Annotated in this window: 18 protein-coding genes; 10 read left to right on the top strand and 8 right to left on the bottom strand. The window is 72.0% G+C overall.

Translation table 11 applies throughout. The features are described 5' to 3' along the window. Window positions 1–62: 62 nt before the first annotated feature. From KVF89_RS29515 to KVF89_RS29500, 4 genes are all read left to right on the top strand, one after another. Complete coding sequence (locus KVF89_RS29515; protein ID WP_257430765.1) at window positions 63–527, top strand: hypothetical protein; 465 nt, start codon at window positions 63–65, stop codon at window positions 525–527. A gap of 299 nt (window positions 528–826) precedes the next feature. After that, window positions 827–1,942 (top strand): HNH endonuclease signature motif containing protein, encoded by a 1,116-nt coding sequence (locus KVF89_RS29510; RefSeq protein WP_257430763.1) that lies wholly within the window; start codon window positions 827–829, stop codon window positions 1,940–1,942. Window positions 1,943–2,126: 184 nt separating this feature from the next. Further along, window positions 2,127–2,654 (top strand): SigE family RNA polymerase sigma factor, encoded by a 528-nt coding sequence (locus KVF89_RS29505; RefSeq protein WP_257430761.1) that lies wholly within the window; start codon window positions 2,127–2,129, stop codon window positions 2,652–2,654. Beyond that, window positions 2,647–3,606, top strand: coding sequence for a hypothetical protein (locus KVF89_RS29500; RefSeq protein ID WP_257430759.1), 960 nt, complete (start codon window positions 2,647–2,649; stop codon window positions 3,604–3,606). Before KVF89_RS29505 ends, KVF89_RS29500 begins: the two co-directional genes overlap by 8 nt. On the opposite strand, the gene KVF89_RS29495 is transcribed toward KVF89_RS29500, so the two are convergent. Beyond that, window positions 3,596–4,867 (bottom strand): oxygenase MpaB family protein, encoded by a 1,272-nt coding sequence (locus tag KVF89_RS29495; RefSeq protein ID WP_257430757.1) that lies wholly within the window; start codon window positions 4,865–4,867, stop codon window positions 3,596–3,598. The genes KVF89_RS29500 and KVF89_RS29495 overlap by 11 nt on opposite strands. Before the next feature lie 61 nt (window positions 4,868–4,928). On the opposite strand from KVF89_RS29495, the gene KVF89_RS29490 reads away from it, so the two are divergent. Further along, entirely contained in the window at window positions 4,929–5,522 is a 594-nt protein-coding gene (locus tag KVF89_RS29490; RefSeq protein WP_257430755.1) for a TetR/AcrR family transcriptional regulator, read from the top strand. Here the strand turns inward: KVF89_RS29490 and KVF89_RS29485 are convergent. Together KVF89_RS29485 and mca are read right to left on the bottom strand one after the other, a co-directional pair. Beyond that, window positions 5,507–5,815, bottom strand: coding sequence for a hypothetical protein (locus KVF89_RS29485; protein WP_257430753.1), 309 nt, complete (start codon window positions 5,813–5,815; stop codon window positions 5,507–5,509). The genes KVF89_RS29490 and KVF89_RS29485 overlap by 16 nt on opposite strands. Window positions 5,816–5,843: 28 nt before the next feature. After that, window positions 5,844–6,743 carry a mycothiol conjugate amidase Mca gene (mca, locus tag KVF89_RS29480; RefSeq protein ID WP_257430751.1) on the bottom strand — a complete coding sequence of 300 codons (900 nt, stop codon included), beginning with the start codon at window positions 6,741–6,743 and terminating at the stop codon, window positions 5,844–5,846. Between the two features lie 41 nt (window positions 6,744–6,784). Between mca and KVF89_RS29475 the strand changes: the two genes are divergently transcribed. Both KVF89_RS29475 and greA read left to right on the top strand, forming a co-directional pair. Continuing rightward, entirely contained in the window at window positions 6,785–7,207 is a 423-nt protein-coding gene (locus tag KVF89_RS29475) for a DUF4307 domain-containing protein (protein ID WP_257430750.1), read from the top strand. Window positions 7,208–7,261: 54 nt separating this feature from the next. Next, entirely contained in the window at window positions 7,262–7,768 is a 507-nt protein-coding gene (greA, locus tag KVF89_RS29470; RefSeq protein WP_257430748.1) for a transcription elongation factor GreA, read from the top strand. Here greA and KVF89_RS29465 read toward each other — a convergent pair. The 4 genes from KVF89_RS29465 to KVF89_RS29450 are packed head-to-tail and all read right to left on the bottom strand — an operon-like array spanning window position 7,756 to window position 10,911. Then, window positions 7,756–9,084 (bottom strand): AI-2E family transporter, encoded by a 1,329-nt coding sequence (locus KVF89_RS29465; protein ID WP_257430746.1) that lies wholly within the window; start codon window positions 9,082–9,084, stop codon window positions 7,756–7,758. The two genes, greA and KVF89_RS29465, sit on opposite strands and share 13 nt — an antisense overlap. Before the next feature lie 22 nt (window positions 9,085–9,106). Then, window positions 9,107–10,273 carry a cystathionine gamma-synthase gene (locus KVF89_RS29460; RefSeq protein WP_257430880.1) on the bottom strand — a complete coding sequence of 389 codons (1,167 nt, stop codon included), beginning with the start codon at window positions 10,271–10,273 and terminating at the stop codon, window positions 9,107–9,109. A 48-nt stretch (window positions 10,274–10,321) separates the two neighbouring features. After that, a complete protein-coding gene (locus tag KVF89_RS29455) occupies window positions 10,322–10,696 on the bottom strand; it encodes a type II toxin-antitoxin system death-on-curing family toxin (protein ID WP_257430744.1) in 375 nt (124 codons plus the stop codon). Beyond that, on the bottom strand, window positions 10,696–10,911 hold the full coding sequence (locus tag KVF89_RS29450) for a ribbon-helix-helix protein, CopG family (RefSeq protein ID WP_257430742.1): 216 nt from the start codon (window positions 10,909–10,911) through the stop codon (window positions 10,696–10,698). Before KVF89_RS29450 ends, KVF89_RS29455 begins: the two co-directional genes overlap by 1 nt. 118 nt (window positions 10,912–11,029) lie before the next feature. On the opposite strand from KVF89_RS29450, the gene KVF89_RS29445 reads away from it, so the two are divergent. After that, the gene (locus tag KVF89_RS29445) at window positions 11,030–11,959 is read left to right on the top strand and encodes a DUF5995 family protein (RefSeq protein WP_257430740.1); all 930 of its coding nucleotides are present in this window, start codon (window positions 11,030–11,032) and stop codon (window positions 11,957–11,959) included. Window positions 11,960–11,980: 21 nt separating this feature from the next. Here KVF89_RS29445 and KVF89_RS29440 read toward each other — a convergent pair whose 3' ends face one another. Then, the gene (locus tag KVF89_RS29440) at window positions 11,981–12,505 is read right to left on the bottom strand and encodes a thioesterase family protein (RefSeq protein ID WP_257430739.1); all 525 of its coding nucleotides are present in this window, start codon (window positions 12,503–12,505) and stop codon (window positions 11,981–11,983) included. Window positions 12,506–12,567: 62 nt separating this feature from the next. On the opposite strand from KVF89_RS29440, the gene KVF89_RS29435 reads away from it, so the two are divergent. Further along, a complete protein-coding gene (locus KVF89_RS29435) occupies window positions 12,568–13,794 on the top strand; it encodes a cytochrome P450 (RefSeq protein ID WP_257430737.1) in 1,227 nt (408 codons plus the stop codon). Next, complete coding sequence (locus KVF89_RS29430) at window positions 13,791–13,985, top strand: ferredoxin (RefSeq protein WP_257430735.1); 195 nt, start codon at window positions 13,791–13,793, stop codon at window positions 13,983–13,985. Before KVF89_RS29435 ends, KVF89_RS29430 begins: the two co-directional genes overlap by 4 nt. Window positions 13,986–13,987 lie beyond the last annotated feature (2 nt).

Here is a 13,987-nt window from a genome sequence, read left to right as displayed (position 1 = left end):
GACGGTCCCGGTGAGGCCCCACCAGAGGGCGGCCTCGATCCGATTGAGGAGACAACGAAGAGATGCGTACACGAATCCCCGGCCTGCTCCTGGCGGCGACCGTCGGACTCTCCGGCCTGCTGACCGCCTGCGGCAGCGATGACGCGGACAAGCCCGACAGCGAGGACAAGACCTCGCAGACCACCGAGACCGAGGACACCGACGCCGGCGACGCCCCCGAGAGCGACGCCCCCGAGGGCGACGACACGACCGAGGGCGACGAGGCTGACGGCGACAAGCCGTCCCGCGACGACGTCGTCGCCGGCTACGCCGAGGTCGTGAAGCAGACCGGCGAGCAGACCGGCATCGACATGCCGGAGGACATCGTCAACAAGGTCGTGACCTGCTTCATCGACGAGGTCTACGAGGACGCGTCGGCGAAGACCCTGCAGGCGCTGGCCGACGCCGACGCCACCGGCATCGACCCGGCCGACGCCGAGCTGTTCGTCAACGCGCAGACCACCTGCCAGAAGGCGGCGATGGGCTGAGCCCCGACACTCGTCGGTCAGCGGCGCCGGTCCACCAGGACCGGCGCCGCTGGTGCGTCCGGCGGGAGTGGGGTTGTGTCGGACCCCTGTTGTTGGGTTGGGGCATGGTCAGTGATCGGGTGGTGGCGGGTCTGGAGGACCTGTCGGCGGCGGGGGTTCTCGACTTTGTCGAGGCCCAGCATGCTGCGCGCCTGTCAGCTGAGCGGGAGATCTTGAGGGCGGCGTATCAGTGGGCGGTGCTCCATTCCCCGGACCGGCTCCCGCCCGGTGATCGTCGGGGCAGGTCGAGGGCTCGTCGTGTGGGTGGGGTCGGGACGCCGTTGATCACCGAGCACGCCGCAGCAGTGTTCGGTGCCCGGGTCCAGACCAGCCCCTATGGTGCGCGGCGGTTGATCGCCGACGCCGTCGATCTCCAGCTACGGCTCCCGCGGTTGTGGGCCGGCGTGGAGGCCGGCACGGTCCGGGTGGCGCATGCGCGTCACGTCGCCCAGGTGACCCGTGACCTGTCGGCTGAGGAGGCCGGGTGGGTCGATGGTGAGGTGGTCGAGGTCGCGGACGGTCGTCTGGCGTGGGCCCGGTTCGAGGCCCTGGTCGAGGGCAAGGTCGCGGCCGCGGCCCCCGAACTCGCCCGTCAGCGTGAGGACGCTGCGGCGCGGGAGCGGGGCGTGCGTGTCTCCCGGGTCAACAGGCACGGCATGAGCACCCTGATCATCAAGGCCGATGCCCTCACCATCGCCGGCATCGACGCCGCGGTGGCCACGGTCGCGGACAAGCTGACCGAGTCGATGCCCGACAGTGTCGTGAACGACCGCCGGGTCGCGGCCGCAGCACTCCTGCTGAACCCAGCGGCTCGTCCCGATCTGTCGGTGGGTCCGGTCAAGGTACGGGCCAAGGTCTACCTCCACCTCACACCCGACTCACCGGTCGCGCGTGTGGAGGGCCACGGGCCACTCACGATCGGCCGGGTCGTGCAGCTGCTGGACGCCACGGCCGCGAAGGTCCAGGTCACCCCGGTGCTCGACCTGGCTGGGATGGCACCGGTCGATGCCTACGAGATCCCCGCCCGCCTCCGCGAGGCCGTGCACCTGATCCACCCCGCCGACGTGTTCCCCTACGCGGCCAACACCACCCGCCGCATGGACCTCGACCACGCGATCCCCCACAGCCAGGGGGGCGCGACGAGTGTCGACAACCTCGGACCGTTGACCCGGACCCATCACCGGATCAAGACCCACACCGGGTGGGAAGCACGACATCCGTTCCCCGGGATCGTGATCTGGCGCGATCCCTACGGGGCCCACTACCTCATCGACCCGACCGGCACCAGACGCCTCACCCCCAGCAGCAGCGGGGAGACACCCACCCGGGTCGACATCATGGTCACCCAGCTGCTGCTCGACTACACAGCCGCCTGAGCGTCACCGGGCACAGCTGGTCGGCGATCGGCGGCGGCCTCGCGCGGTTCGGGCGCGACGGCTGGCAGGTCGGCTGCCGCGCCTTCCCCTGGGTCTACCTGGCCCGCGACACCGGTGAGGTCGCCGAGGCCGGCTGACAACCCTTTCGCGCATCCAGCCCGTCCTGCCTCATGGAGGTGGAGGAATGCGCGACGCTGTACCCGTGCTCGACGACGAGGCGACCGGTCGGCTGCCGTCGTTCGACGAGTACGTCGCCGCCCGCAGCCGCGCCCTGTGGCGCAGCGCGTGGCTGCTGACGGGCGACCGGCACCGGGCCGAGGACCTGGTCCAGACGGCGCTGCTGAAGTGCTGGCGGCGCTGGGACCGGATCACCGACGCCGAGGCGGTCGAGGCCTACGTGCGACGCACCATGGTGACGACGTACACCGACTGGTGGCGACGCCGCTGGAACGGCGAGCTGCCGACGTCCGAGCTGCCCGAGCCGGAGCCGCCGGCAGCGGCGGATCCGGGCCTGCGACACGACGTGCTGGCGGCGCTCACCCGGCTCCCCCGGGGGCAGCGAGCGGTCGTCGTCCTGCGGTACTTCGACGACCTGACCGAGGCGCAGACCGCCGCCGCGCTCGGGATCGGGATCGGCACGGTCAAGAGCCAGACATCCCGCGCCCTGCGCAGCCTCCGCGAGTCCGGACTGCTGGAGGAGAGCGATGAGTGAGCGACTGCGCGACCTGCTGGAGCAGGCCGTCCCCGACGATGCCCCGACCTTCGAGCCGCACGCACTGGCCGCGACCGCGCGACGGCGACGCGACCGGGGCCGCGCCATGGGTGCCGGTCTCGCCGCCGTCATCCTGGTCGGCGCCGCGACCGCCGCAGTGGTCGGCACCCGTGGCGACGACCGCGACCAGGTGGCGCAGGAGCCCACCTCGGCTCCGTACGACGTCCCGCCCTGCCCGGCCCGGCTGCCGGATCCGGCCACCGAGGACGCCACCTACCCCGGTACGTTCGACGGGCTCGTCGGTCTGCGGCTGTGTCCCGACCCCGCCGCGCCCGAGACGCCGGACGCCCTGACCGAGGTCGATGACCTCACCGGGCGGCTGGCGGCACTCGACGAGTTCGACCCGGCCCGCTGCGCCGCGATCAGCGTGATTCCGAGCCGGCAGTCGCTGCTGTTCGTCTACGACGACGGGACGTCGGTGCTGACGCCGGCGAGTCCGTGCGTCCCGTCCGGTGCCGTCGGCCTCATGGTCGATGGCGGTGACCTGGTGTCGATGTACCTCGACGCCCTCGCCGACCAACGCGACCACCTCGCCTACTCCCGGCCCTACGACGGCGCGTTCGACTGCGCCGCGACGCCCGCGCCCAGTCCGGCCGGGCCCGGGCGCGAGCGGATCGTCTCGGGCGCGGTGTGCCGCGGCTACGGCGAGAGCCCGGCCGAGCCGCTGTCCGAGGACCAGCTGCGGCGGGTGGCCGACGCATGGGACGCGCCCGGACCGCTGGTGCTGGGCAAGTGCTCGCCCCCCGAGCCGGTCCGGCTGCTGCTCGGCACCGACCGCGGTGACGTGGTCGAGGTGCAGGACGGCTGCGTCGCGCTCACCTGGCCCGGGCGCGACGAGGACGGGGGCGCCTCGCTCCCGGTCTCGATGGCCGAGCTGGGGCTCACGCCCTGAGCTCGCCCACGTCCTCCCGCTCCCCCTGGAAGTAGCTGTCGAGCAGCCACTGCGCCCGGCGGCTCCCCCACCGGGCGAGCCGGTCGCGGCCGCCGGGAAGGTGCTTGACGACGCGGTAGCGCAGCGTGTTGAGCGCGACGAGGTAGCCGTGCGCCCACGGCGGGCGCAGCGGGAGGTCGAACTCCCGCATGCTCTCGGGGCCGAGGAAGACGGTGAGCATGGAGAGCAGCCGCTCGCGCTCGTAGCGGGCCCGCAGGGGCTGGAGCGCCGCCGGCCAGCCCGGGTAGTGGCGCAGCGCCTGGGCCTCGACCACGGCCCGGGCGAGCTGCGGGCCGGCCTCGGTGATCGGCCCCTGCGCGAGCAGCACGTGGTAGTCGATGCGGTGGCGCTCCCACTCGTCGTCGACGAGGAAGTCGGCGTGCACCCCCATCAACCAGCCGACGTACTTCCACAGGTGCATGAGCGCCTGCGACTCGGAGCGGGAGACGGGGACACCGAGGGCACGCGAGCCGATGATGAGGACCCCGTCGAAGAGCCCGAGCGTGGAGGCCTGGTCGGCCTGGTTGATCGGGAGACCCCAGGTCGGGGTGTCCCATGTGTCCTCGAAGGCGTGGTTGACCAGGGCGTGCATGAGCCGCACGTGGACGGTCAGCCGCCAGCCCTCCCCCGGCGCCTGCCCGTCGCGCGGCGGCAGGAGGGAGAGCGGGTCGGTGAGGCTGGCGCCCCACTTCTGGGTCTCGGCGAGGCGGCGCAGGGTCTGGCTGCCGGTCAGGCCGCCCGTGGCGACGAGCAGGTCGGTGGGGCCGCCGAACCGGTAGCCGCCGACGAGGGACAGCTGGAGCAGCACGTCCTGCGCGTTCTGCCCGAGGCGCCGGAACACCCGGGCGCCCTCCTCGACCAGGTCGCGGTCGAGCCAGTCCGGGTCGGTCTCGAGTGCGGTGCAGAACTCCACGAGCGCCGGCGGGGCGTCCGGTACGGCGGCGAGCCCGCCCTCGAGCGCCCGGCGGAACTGGTCCATCCGGACCCGCTCGGGGGCGTCCCCTCGCAACCGGATCGCGTCCGCGAGGCGCGCGCCGAGCTCGTCGCGCTCGAACATCGCCCGGCCGATCCGGTCGAGCAGCGCCTCGTCCACGCCGTGGACGCGGCCGACCAGCTTGAGCGGCCGCCCCAGGCGGCGGTTGCGCTCGCCGCCGGCGCGGAACCGGGTCGGATAGGGACGCTCGCGGGACTCGCCGGCCACCGGGGCCACGTCGGTGCTCATGGCTCCATCCTGACGCGAGCGATTGCTCGCATTCAACTCGCGAATGTCCTACCCTGCTGCCGTGCGCAAAGCCCCCCAGCAGGCCCGGTCCCGCGAGATGGTCGAGCGGATCGTCGCCGCCGGGCGGGCCGTCCTCGTCGAGCGCGGGTACGACGCCTTCAGCACCAACCGGGTCGCGACGCTGGCCGGCGTGAGTCCCGGCTCGCTCTACCAGTACTTCCCCGACAAGGCCGCGATCCTCGACGTCGTCATCGACCGGTACTGGGAGGAGGTCGCCGAGCGCGTCGCCGCCTCCCTCACCGACCGGATCGGCGAGTTCGGGCCGACCATGGTCCGCGACACCGCCGACGCGCTCGTCACCGCGCTGGAGGCTGATCGCGAGCTGCTCCGCGTCGTCGCCGAGGAGCTCCCAGCCCAGCGCAGCCGCGAGCGGCGGGCCGCGCTCGAGCGTCGGGTCCGCGAGCTGGTCACGACCTATCTCGCCGCCCGTCCCGACACCAGCCATCGCCCCCATGCCGCGGTCGCGGCCTGGGTCGTGGTGCTCGCCGTCGAGAACCTGGCCATGCGCTGGGTGCTCGACCAGCCGGCTCTGGTGACCCGCGAGCAGCTACTCGACGAGATGCTCGCGCTGGTCGGCGGCTACCTGCTGGCGTGACCCTCGGGGGCGTCGGGCCCGTCCGGCCCGGCATCGGGGCCGGCCGCATCGACCGCCGTGTCGTCAGCGGTCGGGGCATCGCCGTACACGCCGGCCTCCTTGGCCCGCTCCGCGGTGCGCAGGCTGCGGGTCAGCGCCCAGCCGATCAGCCCGACCGCCACGATCAGGGCGATGAAGACCCACAGCGCCGTCCAGCCCGCCACGATGTTCGTGTCCTGGTCGACCGGCTCGTCCTTGGCGTTCACCAGCAGCCCGGTGGCGGCGTTGACGGCGGTGGCGACGGCAGCGTGCATGACCTCAGTGTGTCAGGCAGCGCCGCGCTCAGGCACCCGGGGTGACGCCCGCGAAGAGGTCGTCCTCCGGCATCGGCGCGGTGACGTGGCTCGCCACGAGCTCGTAGTCCTCGGTCGGCCACACCTCCTGCTGCAGCTCCCGTGGGATGGCGAACCAGTGTCCGTCCGGGTCGATCTGCGTCGCGTGCGCCAGCAGCGCCTGGTCACGCACGCCGAAGTAGTCGGCGCACGGCACCCGAGTGGTGATCCGGGCATCCCAGTCGGGCTCGGGCGTCCACTCCTTGAGCCGCTCGCCCCACGGCGACTCGAGGCCGTGCTCGAGCATCGCGTCGTGCAGCGCCTGCATCCGCGGGCGGTTGAACGAGTGGTGGTAGTAGAGCTTCAGCGGCTGCCAGGGCTCCCCCGCGTCCGGGAAGCGGTCCGGGTCGCCCGCTGCCTCGAAGGCCGCCACGCTCACCTCGTGGCAGCGGATGTGGTCGGGGTGCGGGTACCCGCCGCGCTCGTCGTAGGTCGTCATCACGTGCGGGCGGAACTCCCGGATCTCGCGCACCAGCCGCTCGGTCGCCTCCTCCAGCGGCACCAGGCCGAAGCAGCCCTCGGGCAGCGGCGGCTTCGGGTCGCCGTCGGGCCAGCCGGAGTCCACGAAGCCCAGCCAGGACTGGGAGATCCCGAGGATGTCGCGGGCCCGCTCCATCTCCTGGCGACGCACCTCGGTGATGTTCTCGAGGATCTCGGGCCGGTCCATCTTCGGGTTGAGGATCGATCCGCGCTCACCGCCGGTGCAGGTCACCACCCGCACCTCGGCGCCCTGCGCGGCGTACATCGCCGTCGACGCGGCCCCCTTGCTCGACTCGTCGTCGGGGTGGGCGTGGACGTGCATCAACCGCAGCCCGGAGCGGTCGGTGACGGGCGAGTGCGTGATGGGCATGCCCCCCATCGTAGGGAGGGGGCACATGGGATCATGGATCGGTGAGCCCGCGCCCCGGCCCCGTGCCGCCGTCCCTGACCGAGCGCTATGGCGCGCCCTCGCGCGCTCGGCGTACGGCGGTGGTCGTCGGCGCGGGCGTGGTGGCGGTCTCCTTCCTCGGCTGGCTGCTGTGGGCGATGCTCTTCCACGCCAATCCTGCGGTCTCCTCGGAGGAGATCGGCTTCAAGATCGTCGACGACCACACGGCGACGATCAAGGTCCGCGTGTCCTACGGCGACGATCCGGTCGACGCGACCTGCGTGGCCCGGGCGATCTCCCACGACAAGGCCGTGATGGGCCAGTTGAGCGTCACACCGACCCGCGAGGACGGCGCCGTGCAGGAGTTCACGGTGCGCACCGAGAGGCGTGCTACGACGGTCGAGTGGCTCGGCTGCAAGGCGGCCGGTCAGCCGCGCTACCGGTAGACTCGATCGTTCATGCACCCGCAGGGGTACGCGACGAGCAGTACAGGAGCACCCATGACGCAGACCGACCAGAGCGGTCAGAACACCATCTGGCTGACCCAGGACGCCTACGACAAGCTGCAGGCCGAGCTGGAGCATCTCCAGGGGCCTCGGCGTGCCGAGATCGTGGCCGAGATCAGTGCCGCGCGGGACGAGGGTGACCTGAAGGAGAACGGCGGCTACCACGCGGCCCGCGAGGAGCAGGGCAAGAACGAGGCCCGCATCCTCCAGCTCAAGGACATGCTGCGCCGCGCCGAGGTCGGCGAGACGCCGCCCGACGACGGTGTCGTCGAGCCGGGCATGGTCGTGACCTACAAGTTCGAGGGTGATGACGACGACGAGGCGGAGTCCTTCCTCCTCGGCGCGCGCGAGATCGACCCCGACGGCCTGACCGTCTACTCGCCGCAGTCGCCGCTCGGCCGGGCCATCAACGGCCGCAGCAAGGGCGAGACCGTCTCCTACGAGGTCAACGGCAAGCAGCAGACCGTGATCATCCTCGACGCGAAGCCCTACGCCGGCTGAGGTTCCTCCGCTTCCGGACCGCCGGCTTCCTCCACGGGGGCCGGCGGTTCGGCCATTTCGGCCAGGTGCAGGACCACGGCGTTCGCCGCGGCCGCCAGGGGTACGGCGACCAGCGCGCCGGCGATCCCCGCGACCAGGACACCACAGGCGATGGCCAGGATGACGCCGAGCGGGTGCAGCGAGACCCAGCGGCCGAGCAGGAACGGCTGCAGGACATGGCCCTCGAGCTGCTGCACGCCGATCACGACGGCGAGCATCAGCAGGGCGGTGACCGGTCCCTGGTCGACGAGCGCGACCAGGATCGCGACGCTGCCGGCGATCGTCGCGCCGATCATCGGGACGAAGGCGCCGAGGAACACCAGCACGCCGATCGCGAGCACGAACGGCACGTTCAAGACGGCCGCTCCGATCGCGATGCCGATGGCATCGACGAGCGCGACCATCACGGTGGCCCGGACGAACTGCACGAGCGACAGCCACGCGACCTTCCCCGAGCTGTCCACCCGCTCGCGCGCGACCCGCGGCGCCAGGCGGACGACCCAGGACCAGATCCGATCGCCGTCGGCGAGGAAGAAGTAGGTCGCGAACAGGGCGATGAAGAAGCCGGCGACCACGTGACCGAGAGCCGCGCCGACCTCGGTGACCTGGCTGACCACCTCGCCGTCCTGTGAGCGCTCGCGGATCATGTCCTGGGCGCTCTTGATCCAGTCGTTGATCTGGGAGTCGCTGGCGTTCAGCGGCCCGTCCTTGAGCCAGTGCCGGATCTCCTCGAGCCCCTTGACCGTGGAGTCGGCCAGGTCCTGCGCTCCCGCCGCGACCTGCTGTCCGGCGAAGGTCAGCAGCGCGCCGACGAGAGCGAAGCCGGTGATGACGACGAGCAGCGCCGACAGCCCACGCGGGATGCCGACGCGGGTCACCGCGTACACGAACGGTGCCGCGAGGGCGCTGATCAGCAGCGCCACCGCGAGCGGGACCGTCACGACGGCGAAGTAGCCGACCAGCCGCAGGATCAGGTAGCCGGCGCCGGCGATGAGCAGCAGCCGCCAGGCCCAGCCCGCGGCAAGGTCGAGACCATAGGGCACCTCCGCGCGGCGCAGGTTGGACGGTCCGGTCGCGAACGTCGGCTGCTCGTGCCGGCGCCCCTCCCGCTCCTCGCGGGCCAGCGCCCACTGGTGGGCGAACCGGCGGAACAGCCGCTCCTCGCGCTCGCCCTCGTCCGGGCCCAGCGGCGGCTCGTCCTCCTGGGCCTCCTCGACCGCGTGGTCCTGCTCGGGCTCGGTCGACTTCTCGGGCTCGGTCGGCTCCTCGCTGGTCACCGGGCCAGGCTAGACCGTCGGCTCATGCGGTGACCGCGAGTGCGCGCTCCAGGTCGGCGATCTGGTCCTCCGAGGTCTCGATCCCGACGCTGAGCCGGACCAGGTCGGCCGGCACCTCGAGATCGGTCCCGGCGACGCTGGCGTGGGTCATCCGCCCCGGGTGCTCGATGAGCGACTCGACGCCGCCCAGCGACTCGCCGAGCGTGAAGACCGACGTCGCCGCGCAGATCGCGAGCGCCTGCTCCTCACCGCCGGTGACCCGGAAGGACACCATGCCGCCGTACCGCCTCATCTGGCGCGACGCGATCGCGTGCCCCGGGTGGTCGGCGAGGCCGGGGTAGATCACCTGGCTCACGGCGGGATGCTTCGAGAGGAAGTCGGCGACCTTCTCGGCGTTGTCGCTGTGCCGCTCCATGCGCAGCGCGAGCGTCTTCAGTCCGCGCAGCACGAGCCAGGCGTCGAACGGGCCGGCGACGCCGCCGATGGAGTTCTGGTGGAACCCGATCCGCTCGGCCAGACCGGCATCGTCCACGACGAGCGCTCCCCCGACGACGTCGGAGTGGCCGCCGGCGTACTTCGTGGTCGAGTGGACGACGATGTCGGCGCCGAGGGCCAGCGGCTGCTGGAGGTACGACGATGCGAAGGTGTTGTCGACGACGAGGAGCGCCCCCGCGTCGTGGGCCACCGCGGCCAACGCCTCGATGTCGCCGATCGACAGCAGCGGGTTGGTGGGGGTCTCGACCCAGACCAACCGGGTCGTGCCCGGCCGGATCGCGGCCCGGACGGCGTCGAGGTCGGTCACCGGCGCCGGACTGTGCTCGATCCCCCAGGTCGTGGCGACCTTGTCGAAGAGACGGAACGTGCCGCCGTAGGCGTCGTTGGGGAGCACCACGTGGTCACCGGGCTTGCACAGCGCCCGGACCAGCGTGTCCTCGGCCGCGAGGCCGGACGCGAAGGCGAACCCGTGCGCCGCGCCCTCGAGTGCCGCCAGCGTCGACTCCAGGGCGGTCCGCGTCGGGTTGGCCGACCGGCTGTACTCGTAGCCGCCCCGCAGCCCGCCGACGCCGTCCTGGGCGTAGGTCGACGTCGCGTAGATCGGCGGGATCACCGCGCCGGTGGTCGGATCGGGGCGGTAGCCGGCGTGGATGGCCCGGGTCTCGAACCCGGCGCCCGCGAGGTGCTCGTCGATGTGCCCGTTGATGTCCCCGTTGATGTCGTTGGCGCTCACCGTTCGAGCCTACTCAAGCCGCAGCACCGCCCGGTCGAGCGCGGCGGCGATCTCGGCGACATCGGCCTTTCCGTCAGCGACCGCCATCACGAGATCGAAGGCGTCGTCGTCGGGCAGCACCAGGACGATGCCGTTGATCCGCAGGAAGACGTCGGTGGCCAACCAGGCCAGCCGCTTGTTGCCGTCCACCAGCGCGTGGTTCCTACAGATCGAGTGCAGCAGCGCAGCGGCCTTGTCGAGCAGCCGCGGGTAGGCGTCGTCACCGAAGACCGTCGTTCGCGGCCGGGCCACTGCCGCCTCAAGCAACCCGGCGTCACGCACCGGCCCCGCCCGGAGGTCGTCGGTCAGCTCCAGCAGGTCCTCCAGGTCGAGATACTCGACCATCAGACCGAGCCGAGACGGTCGAGCACGGCGCCCCACCGCTCACGCGATGCCGCCGACGCCGCCACCACCCGGCTCTTGTGCTGGGTCCGCCGATGCAGGTCGAGCACCGCGCGACGCACGACCTCCTGCTTCGAGAGGCCTTGCGTCGCCGCGAGCTCGGCCAGAGCGGCGTCGAGCTCATCGTCGGTTCGCAGGGTGAAGGCCATGACCGTCATCGTACTCCTCCTTGGCATCAAAGTGATACCACCACGATGGACCGCGGATCCGGCTCCGTCGAACGACTTTCCACAGCCTCGTCGTGACCAAGGCGAGCGGTTGCTCGTTTCTCGGGATGTGACCACCCTCACCCGCGTCCTGGCTGCCGTCCTGCTGCCCTGCCTGCTCGCGGCCGGCGCGCTCGCGCTCCCCGCCTCGGCTGCCGGGTACGACGACGACCCGGATCCGCTGCGCGGCCTGCTCCTGCCGCCGCTGGACGGACTGGTCGGGCTGCTGGCACCGATCCCGGTGCCGGCGACGCCGTACACCGGTGATGTCTGCGTGGACGGCGCGGACGCCTGCATCGACGACGTGGTCGCCCGCATGGAGGACCGGCTGACCGGGCTGGTCGACTCCTGCTCGCACAGCGCCGTCTTCTCCCTGGCCTACCTGCGGGTGACCGAGAACGTCCGCGACGCGGTGCGCAGCGGGTACTTCGCCGACCGCGCCTGGTTGAACCGCGTCGACGCGGTGTTCGCCGAGATGTACTTCGAGACCACCGGCCGGTGGGAGGCCGGCCTGCGCACGGGCATCCCCGCGGCGTGGCGGATCGCATTGGAGGCCGAGGACGACCGGGCGATGAGCGGTCTGGGCAACTTCCTGCTCGCCATGAACGCCCACATCAACAGCGACTTCCCCCGCGTCCTGGCGACCGCCGGCCTCTCCGGCCCGGCGGGCAGCCACAAGGCGGACCACAACCGCTACAACAACCGGCTCGACAGCCTCTACGCCCCCGTGTTCGCGGAGGAGGCGGCGCGCTTCGACCCGACGTTCGACGACATCGACGCGGGCACGGCCGAGGAGGCGGTCGCCGGTGTGATCATGCGCGGCTGGCGGGAGATGGTGTGGCGGCACGCGGAGGCACTCGTGCTCGCGCGGACGCCCGGCGCCCGGCGGCTCGTGGAGAAGGAGATCGAGCTCTACTCCGCCCTCCAGGCCGGGCTGATCCGGACCGTCTTCGTCGCGAAGCCGACCAAGCGCGACACCTGGTGCGCCGGCCACGGCTGATCCCCTTGCCGGTCGCTCGAGCTAGGCGGCGACGCCGCCCGGACGCCACAGCACGGATCCGGCTCCCGGGTCCCAGGTCAGCGCCGGCTGCGCCGCCGCCGCGGCGTCGATCCAGCCGGCGACGTCCGGCGCGAACGCCGCCGTCGCCCGGTCGTCGAGTCCCACATGCACGAAGACCACCTCGAGGGTGCAGGCGAGCCGGTCCCTGGTCTCGTTGACGAGGAAGGAGCGGGCGTGCACGGCCCGCGCACTGCGCGCCAGCAGCCGGGGACGCACGGAGATCCGGTCGTCCAGCGCCACCTCCGCGTGGTAGGTCAGGTGGTGGGCCTGGGTGAAGAGCGAGTGCCGCCGCTCGACGCGATAGCGCTGGTCGAGACCGATGTCCTCGTACCAATAGCCCACCGTCGTCACCGCGAGGGTGAAGTAGTGCTGGACGTTGAGGTGTCCGTTGACGTCCACCCAGTGACTGCGCACCCGGCGCTCCTCGTGCGCCGGGATCTCTCGCACCATCGCCGCCGTCGGCGTCCCCTGGCTACTTGACGTCACGCGATCGGACCTCCTAGATTCAACGGTACTGTACGGTACCGTACCCTAGTTCAGGAGGTCCTGTGACCGTCGACGACGTCATCCCAGCGTGGCCCTTCGACCGTGCCACCGCACTCACCCCACCCGGCGAGTACGCCGCGCTGCGCCGGGACGGCTGTCCGATGGCCCGGGTCGCGCTGTGGAGCGGCGAGACCGCCTGGCTGGCGACCAGCCACGCCGACGTCCTCGGCGTGCTCGGCGACCCGCGGTTCAGCTCCGACCCGCACCGGCCTGGCGTGATGCCCTCGCCGAGCGCGGCGGCCCTCCAGTTCTGGAAGGTCAAGGGCACCTTCGACAAGACCGACCCCCCCGAGCACGACCACGAGCGCCGGATGGTCCAGACCGAGTTCCTGGTCAAGCGGGTGCGCAGCCACCGACCGTTCCTCGAGCGGACCACCGATGATCTGCTCGACGCCCTTGCCGCGGCCCCGCAGCCGATCGACCTGGTCACCACACTCGGTGACGTCGTACCGGCGCTGATGACCTGCGAGCTGATGGGACTCCCGGCGGAGGACGGCGCCCTCCTCCGCGCGCACCTGGCCACCTTCATGAGCCAGGCGAGCGACCCGGAGCAGTCCGCCGGCGCGATGACGGCTCTCCTCGACTACTTCGACGCGGTGATCGCCGACCGGGAGCGGGAGCGGGAGAAGCGCGACGACCTCGCCTCGCGGCTGGTGCACGGGCAGCTGCTTCCCGGGCACCTGAGCCGTGAGGGCACCCGGCGGATGCTGCTCGACCTGCTGATCGGCGGCCTCGACACGACGAGCTCGATGATCGCGCTCGGCACGGTGCTGCTGCTGGAGAATCCCGACCAGGTGGCCCTGCTCGCCGACGACCCCGGCCTGTGGCCGCGGGCGGTGGAGGAGCTGCTGCGCTACCTCACCATCGCGCAGTTCATCGGCTCCCGCACGGCACTCGACGACGTGACGGTCAACGAGACGGCGATGCGCGCCGGCGACGGTGTGTTCGCCTCCCTGCTCGCGGCGAACTGGGACCCCGCGGTCTTCCCGGACCCGGAGGTCCTCGACGTCACCCGGGAGCCCGGCCGGCACGTCGCCTTCGGATATGGCGTGCACCAGTGCCTGGGCCAGGCACTGGCCCGCTTGGAGCTGGAGGTCGTGCTCAGCCGGCTCTTCGCGCGGTTCCCCTCCCTGCGGCTGGTCACCCGGCCCGCGGACCTGCGGTTCAACCGCACCACCATCCACACCGCGCTCGAGGTGCTGGTCGACGTCCACGGGGAGGGCCGATGAGGATCGCCGTCGAAGCCGCGTCCTGCATCGCGGCCGGGGTGTGCGTGGGCATGGCTCCCGACCACTTCGACCAGGACGACGAGGACGGCACCGTGGTGCTCCTCGACCCGGACCCGGCACCGGAGCTCGAGCCGGCCGTCCGCACCGCCGCCGCGGCGTGCCCGGTGCGGGCCATCCTGCTGACCGACTGAGC

It is taken from the genome of Nocardioides carbamazepini (assembly GCF_024614185.1).
In the GTDB taxonomy this organism is placed as follows: domain Bacteria; phylum Actinomycetota; class Actinomycetes; order Propionibacteriales; family Nocardioidaceae; genus Nocardioides; species Nocardioides carbamazepini.
Note: the sequence above shows the minus strand (reverse complement) of the source record. Positions and strands in the feature narration are given on the sequence as shown.

Bases quoted from the DNA above. Each gene is read 5' to 3' on its own strand.
- KVF89_RS29515 (WP_257430765.1), top strand. From the start codon at position 63: ATGCGTACACGAATCCCCGGCCTGCTCCTGGCGGCGACCGTCGGACTC.
- KVF89_RS29500 (WP_257430759.1), top strand. From the start codon at position 2,647: ATGAGTGAGCGACTGCGCGACCTGCTGGAGCAGGCCGTCCCCGACGAT.
- greA (WP_257430748.1), top strand. From the start codon at position 7,262: ATGACGCAGACCGACCAGAGCGGTCAGAACACCATCTGGCTGACCCAG.
- KVF89_RS29505 (WP_257430761.1), top strand. From the start codon at position 2,127: ATGCGCGACGCTGTACCCGTGCTCGACGACGAGGCGACCGGTCGGCTG.
- KVF89_RS29455 (WP_257430744.1), bottom strand. From the start codon at position 10,696: ATGGTCGAGTATCTCGACCTGGAGGACCTGCTGGAGCTGACCGACGAC.
- KVF89_RS29430 (WP_257430735.1), top strand. From the start codon at position 13,791: ATGAGGATCGCCGTCGAAGCCGCGTCCTGCATCGCGGCCGGGGTGTGC.
- mca (WP_257430751.1), bottom strand. From the start codon at position 6,743: ATGCCCATCACGCACTCGCCCGTCACCGACCGCTCCGGGCTGCGGTTG.
- KVF89_RS29450 (WP_257430742.1), bottom strand. From the start codon at position 10,911: ATGACGGTCATGGCCTTCACCCTGCGAACCGACGATGAGCTCGACGCC.
- KVF89_RS29495 (WP_257430757.1), bottom strand. From the start codon at position 4,867: ATGAGCACCGACGTGGCCCCGGTGGCCGGCGAGTCCCGCGAGCGTCCC.
- KVF89_RS29485 (WP_257430753.1), bottom strand. From the start codon at position 5,815: ATGCACGCTGCCGTCGCCACCGCCGTCAACGCCGCCACCGGGCTGCTG.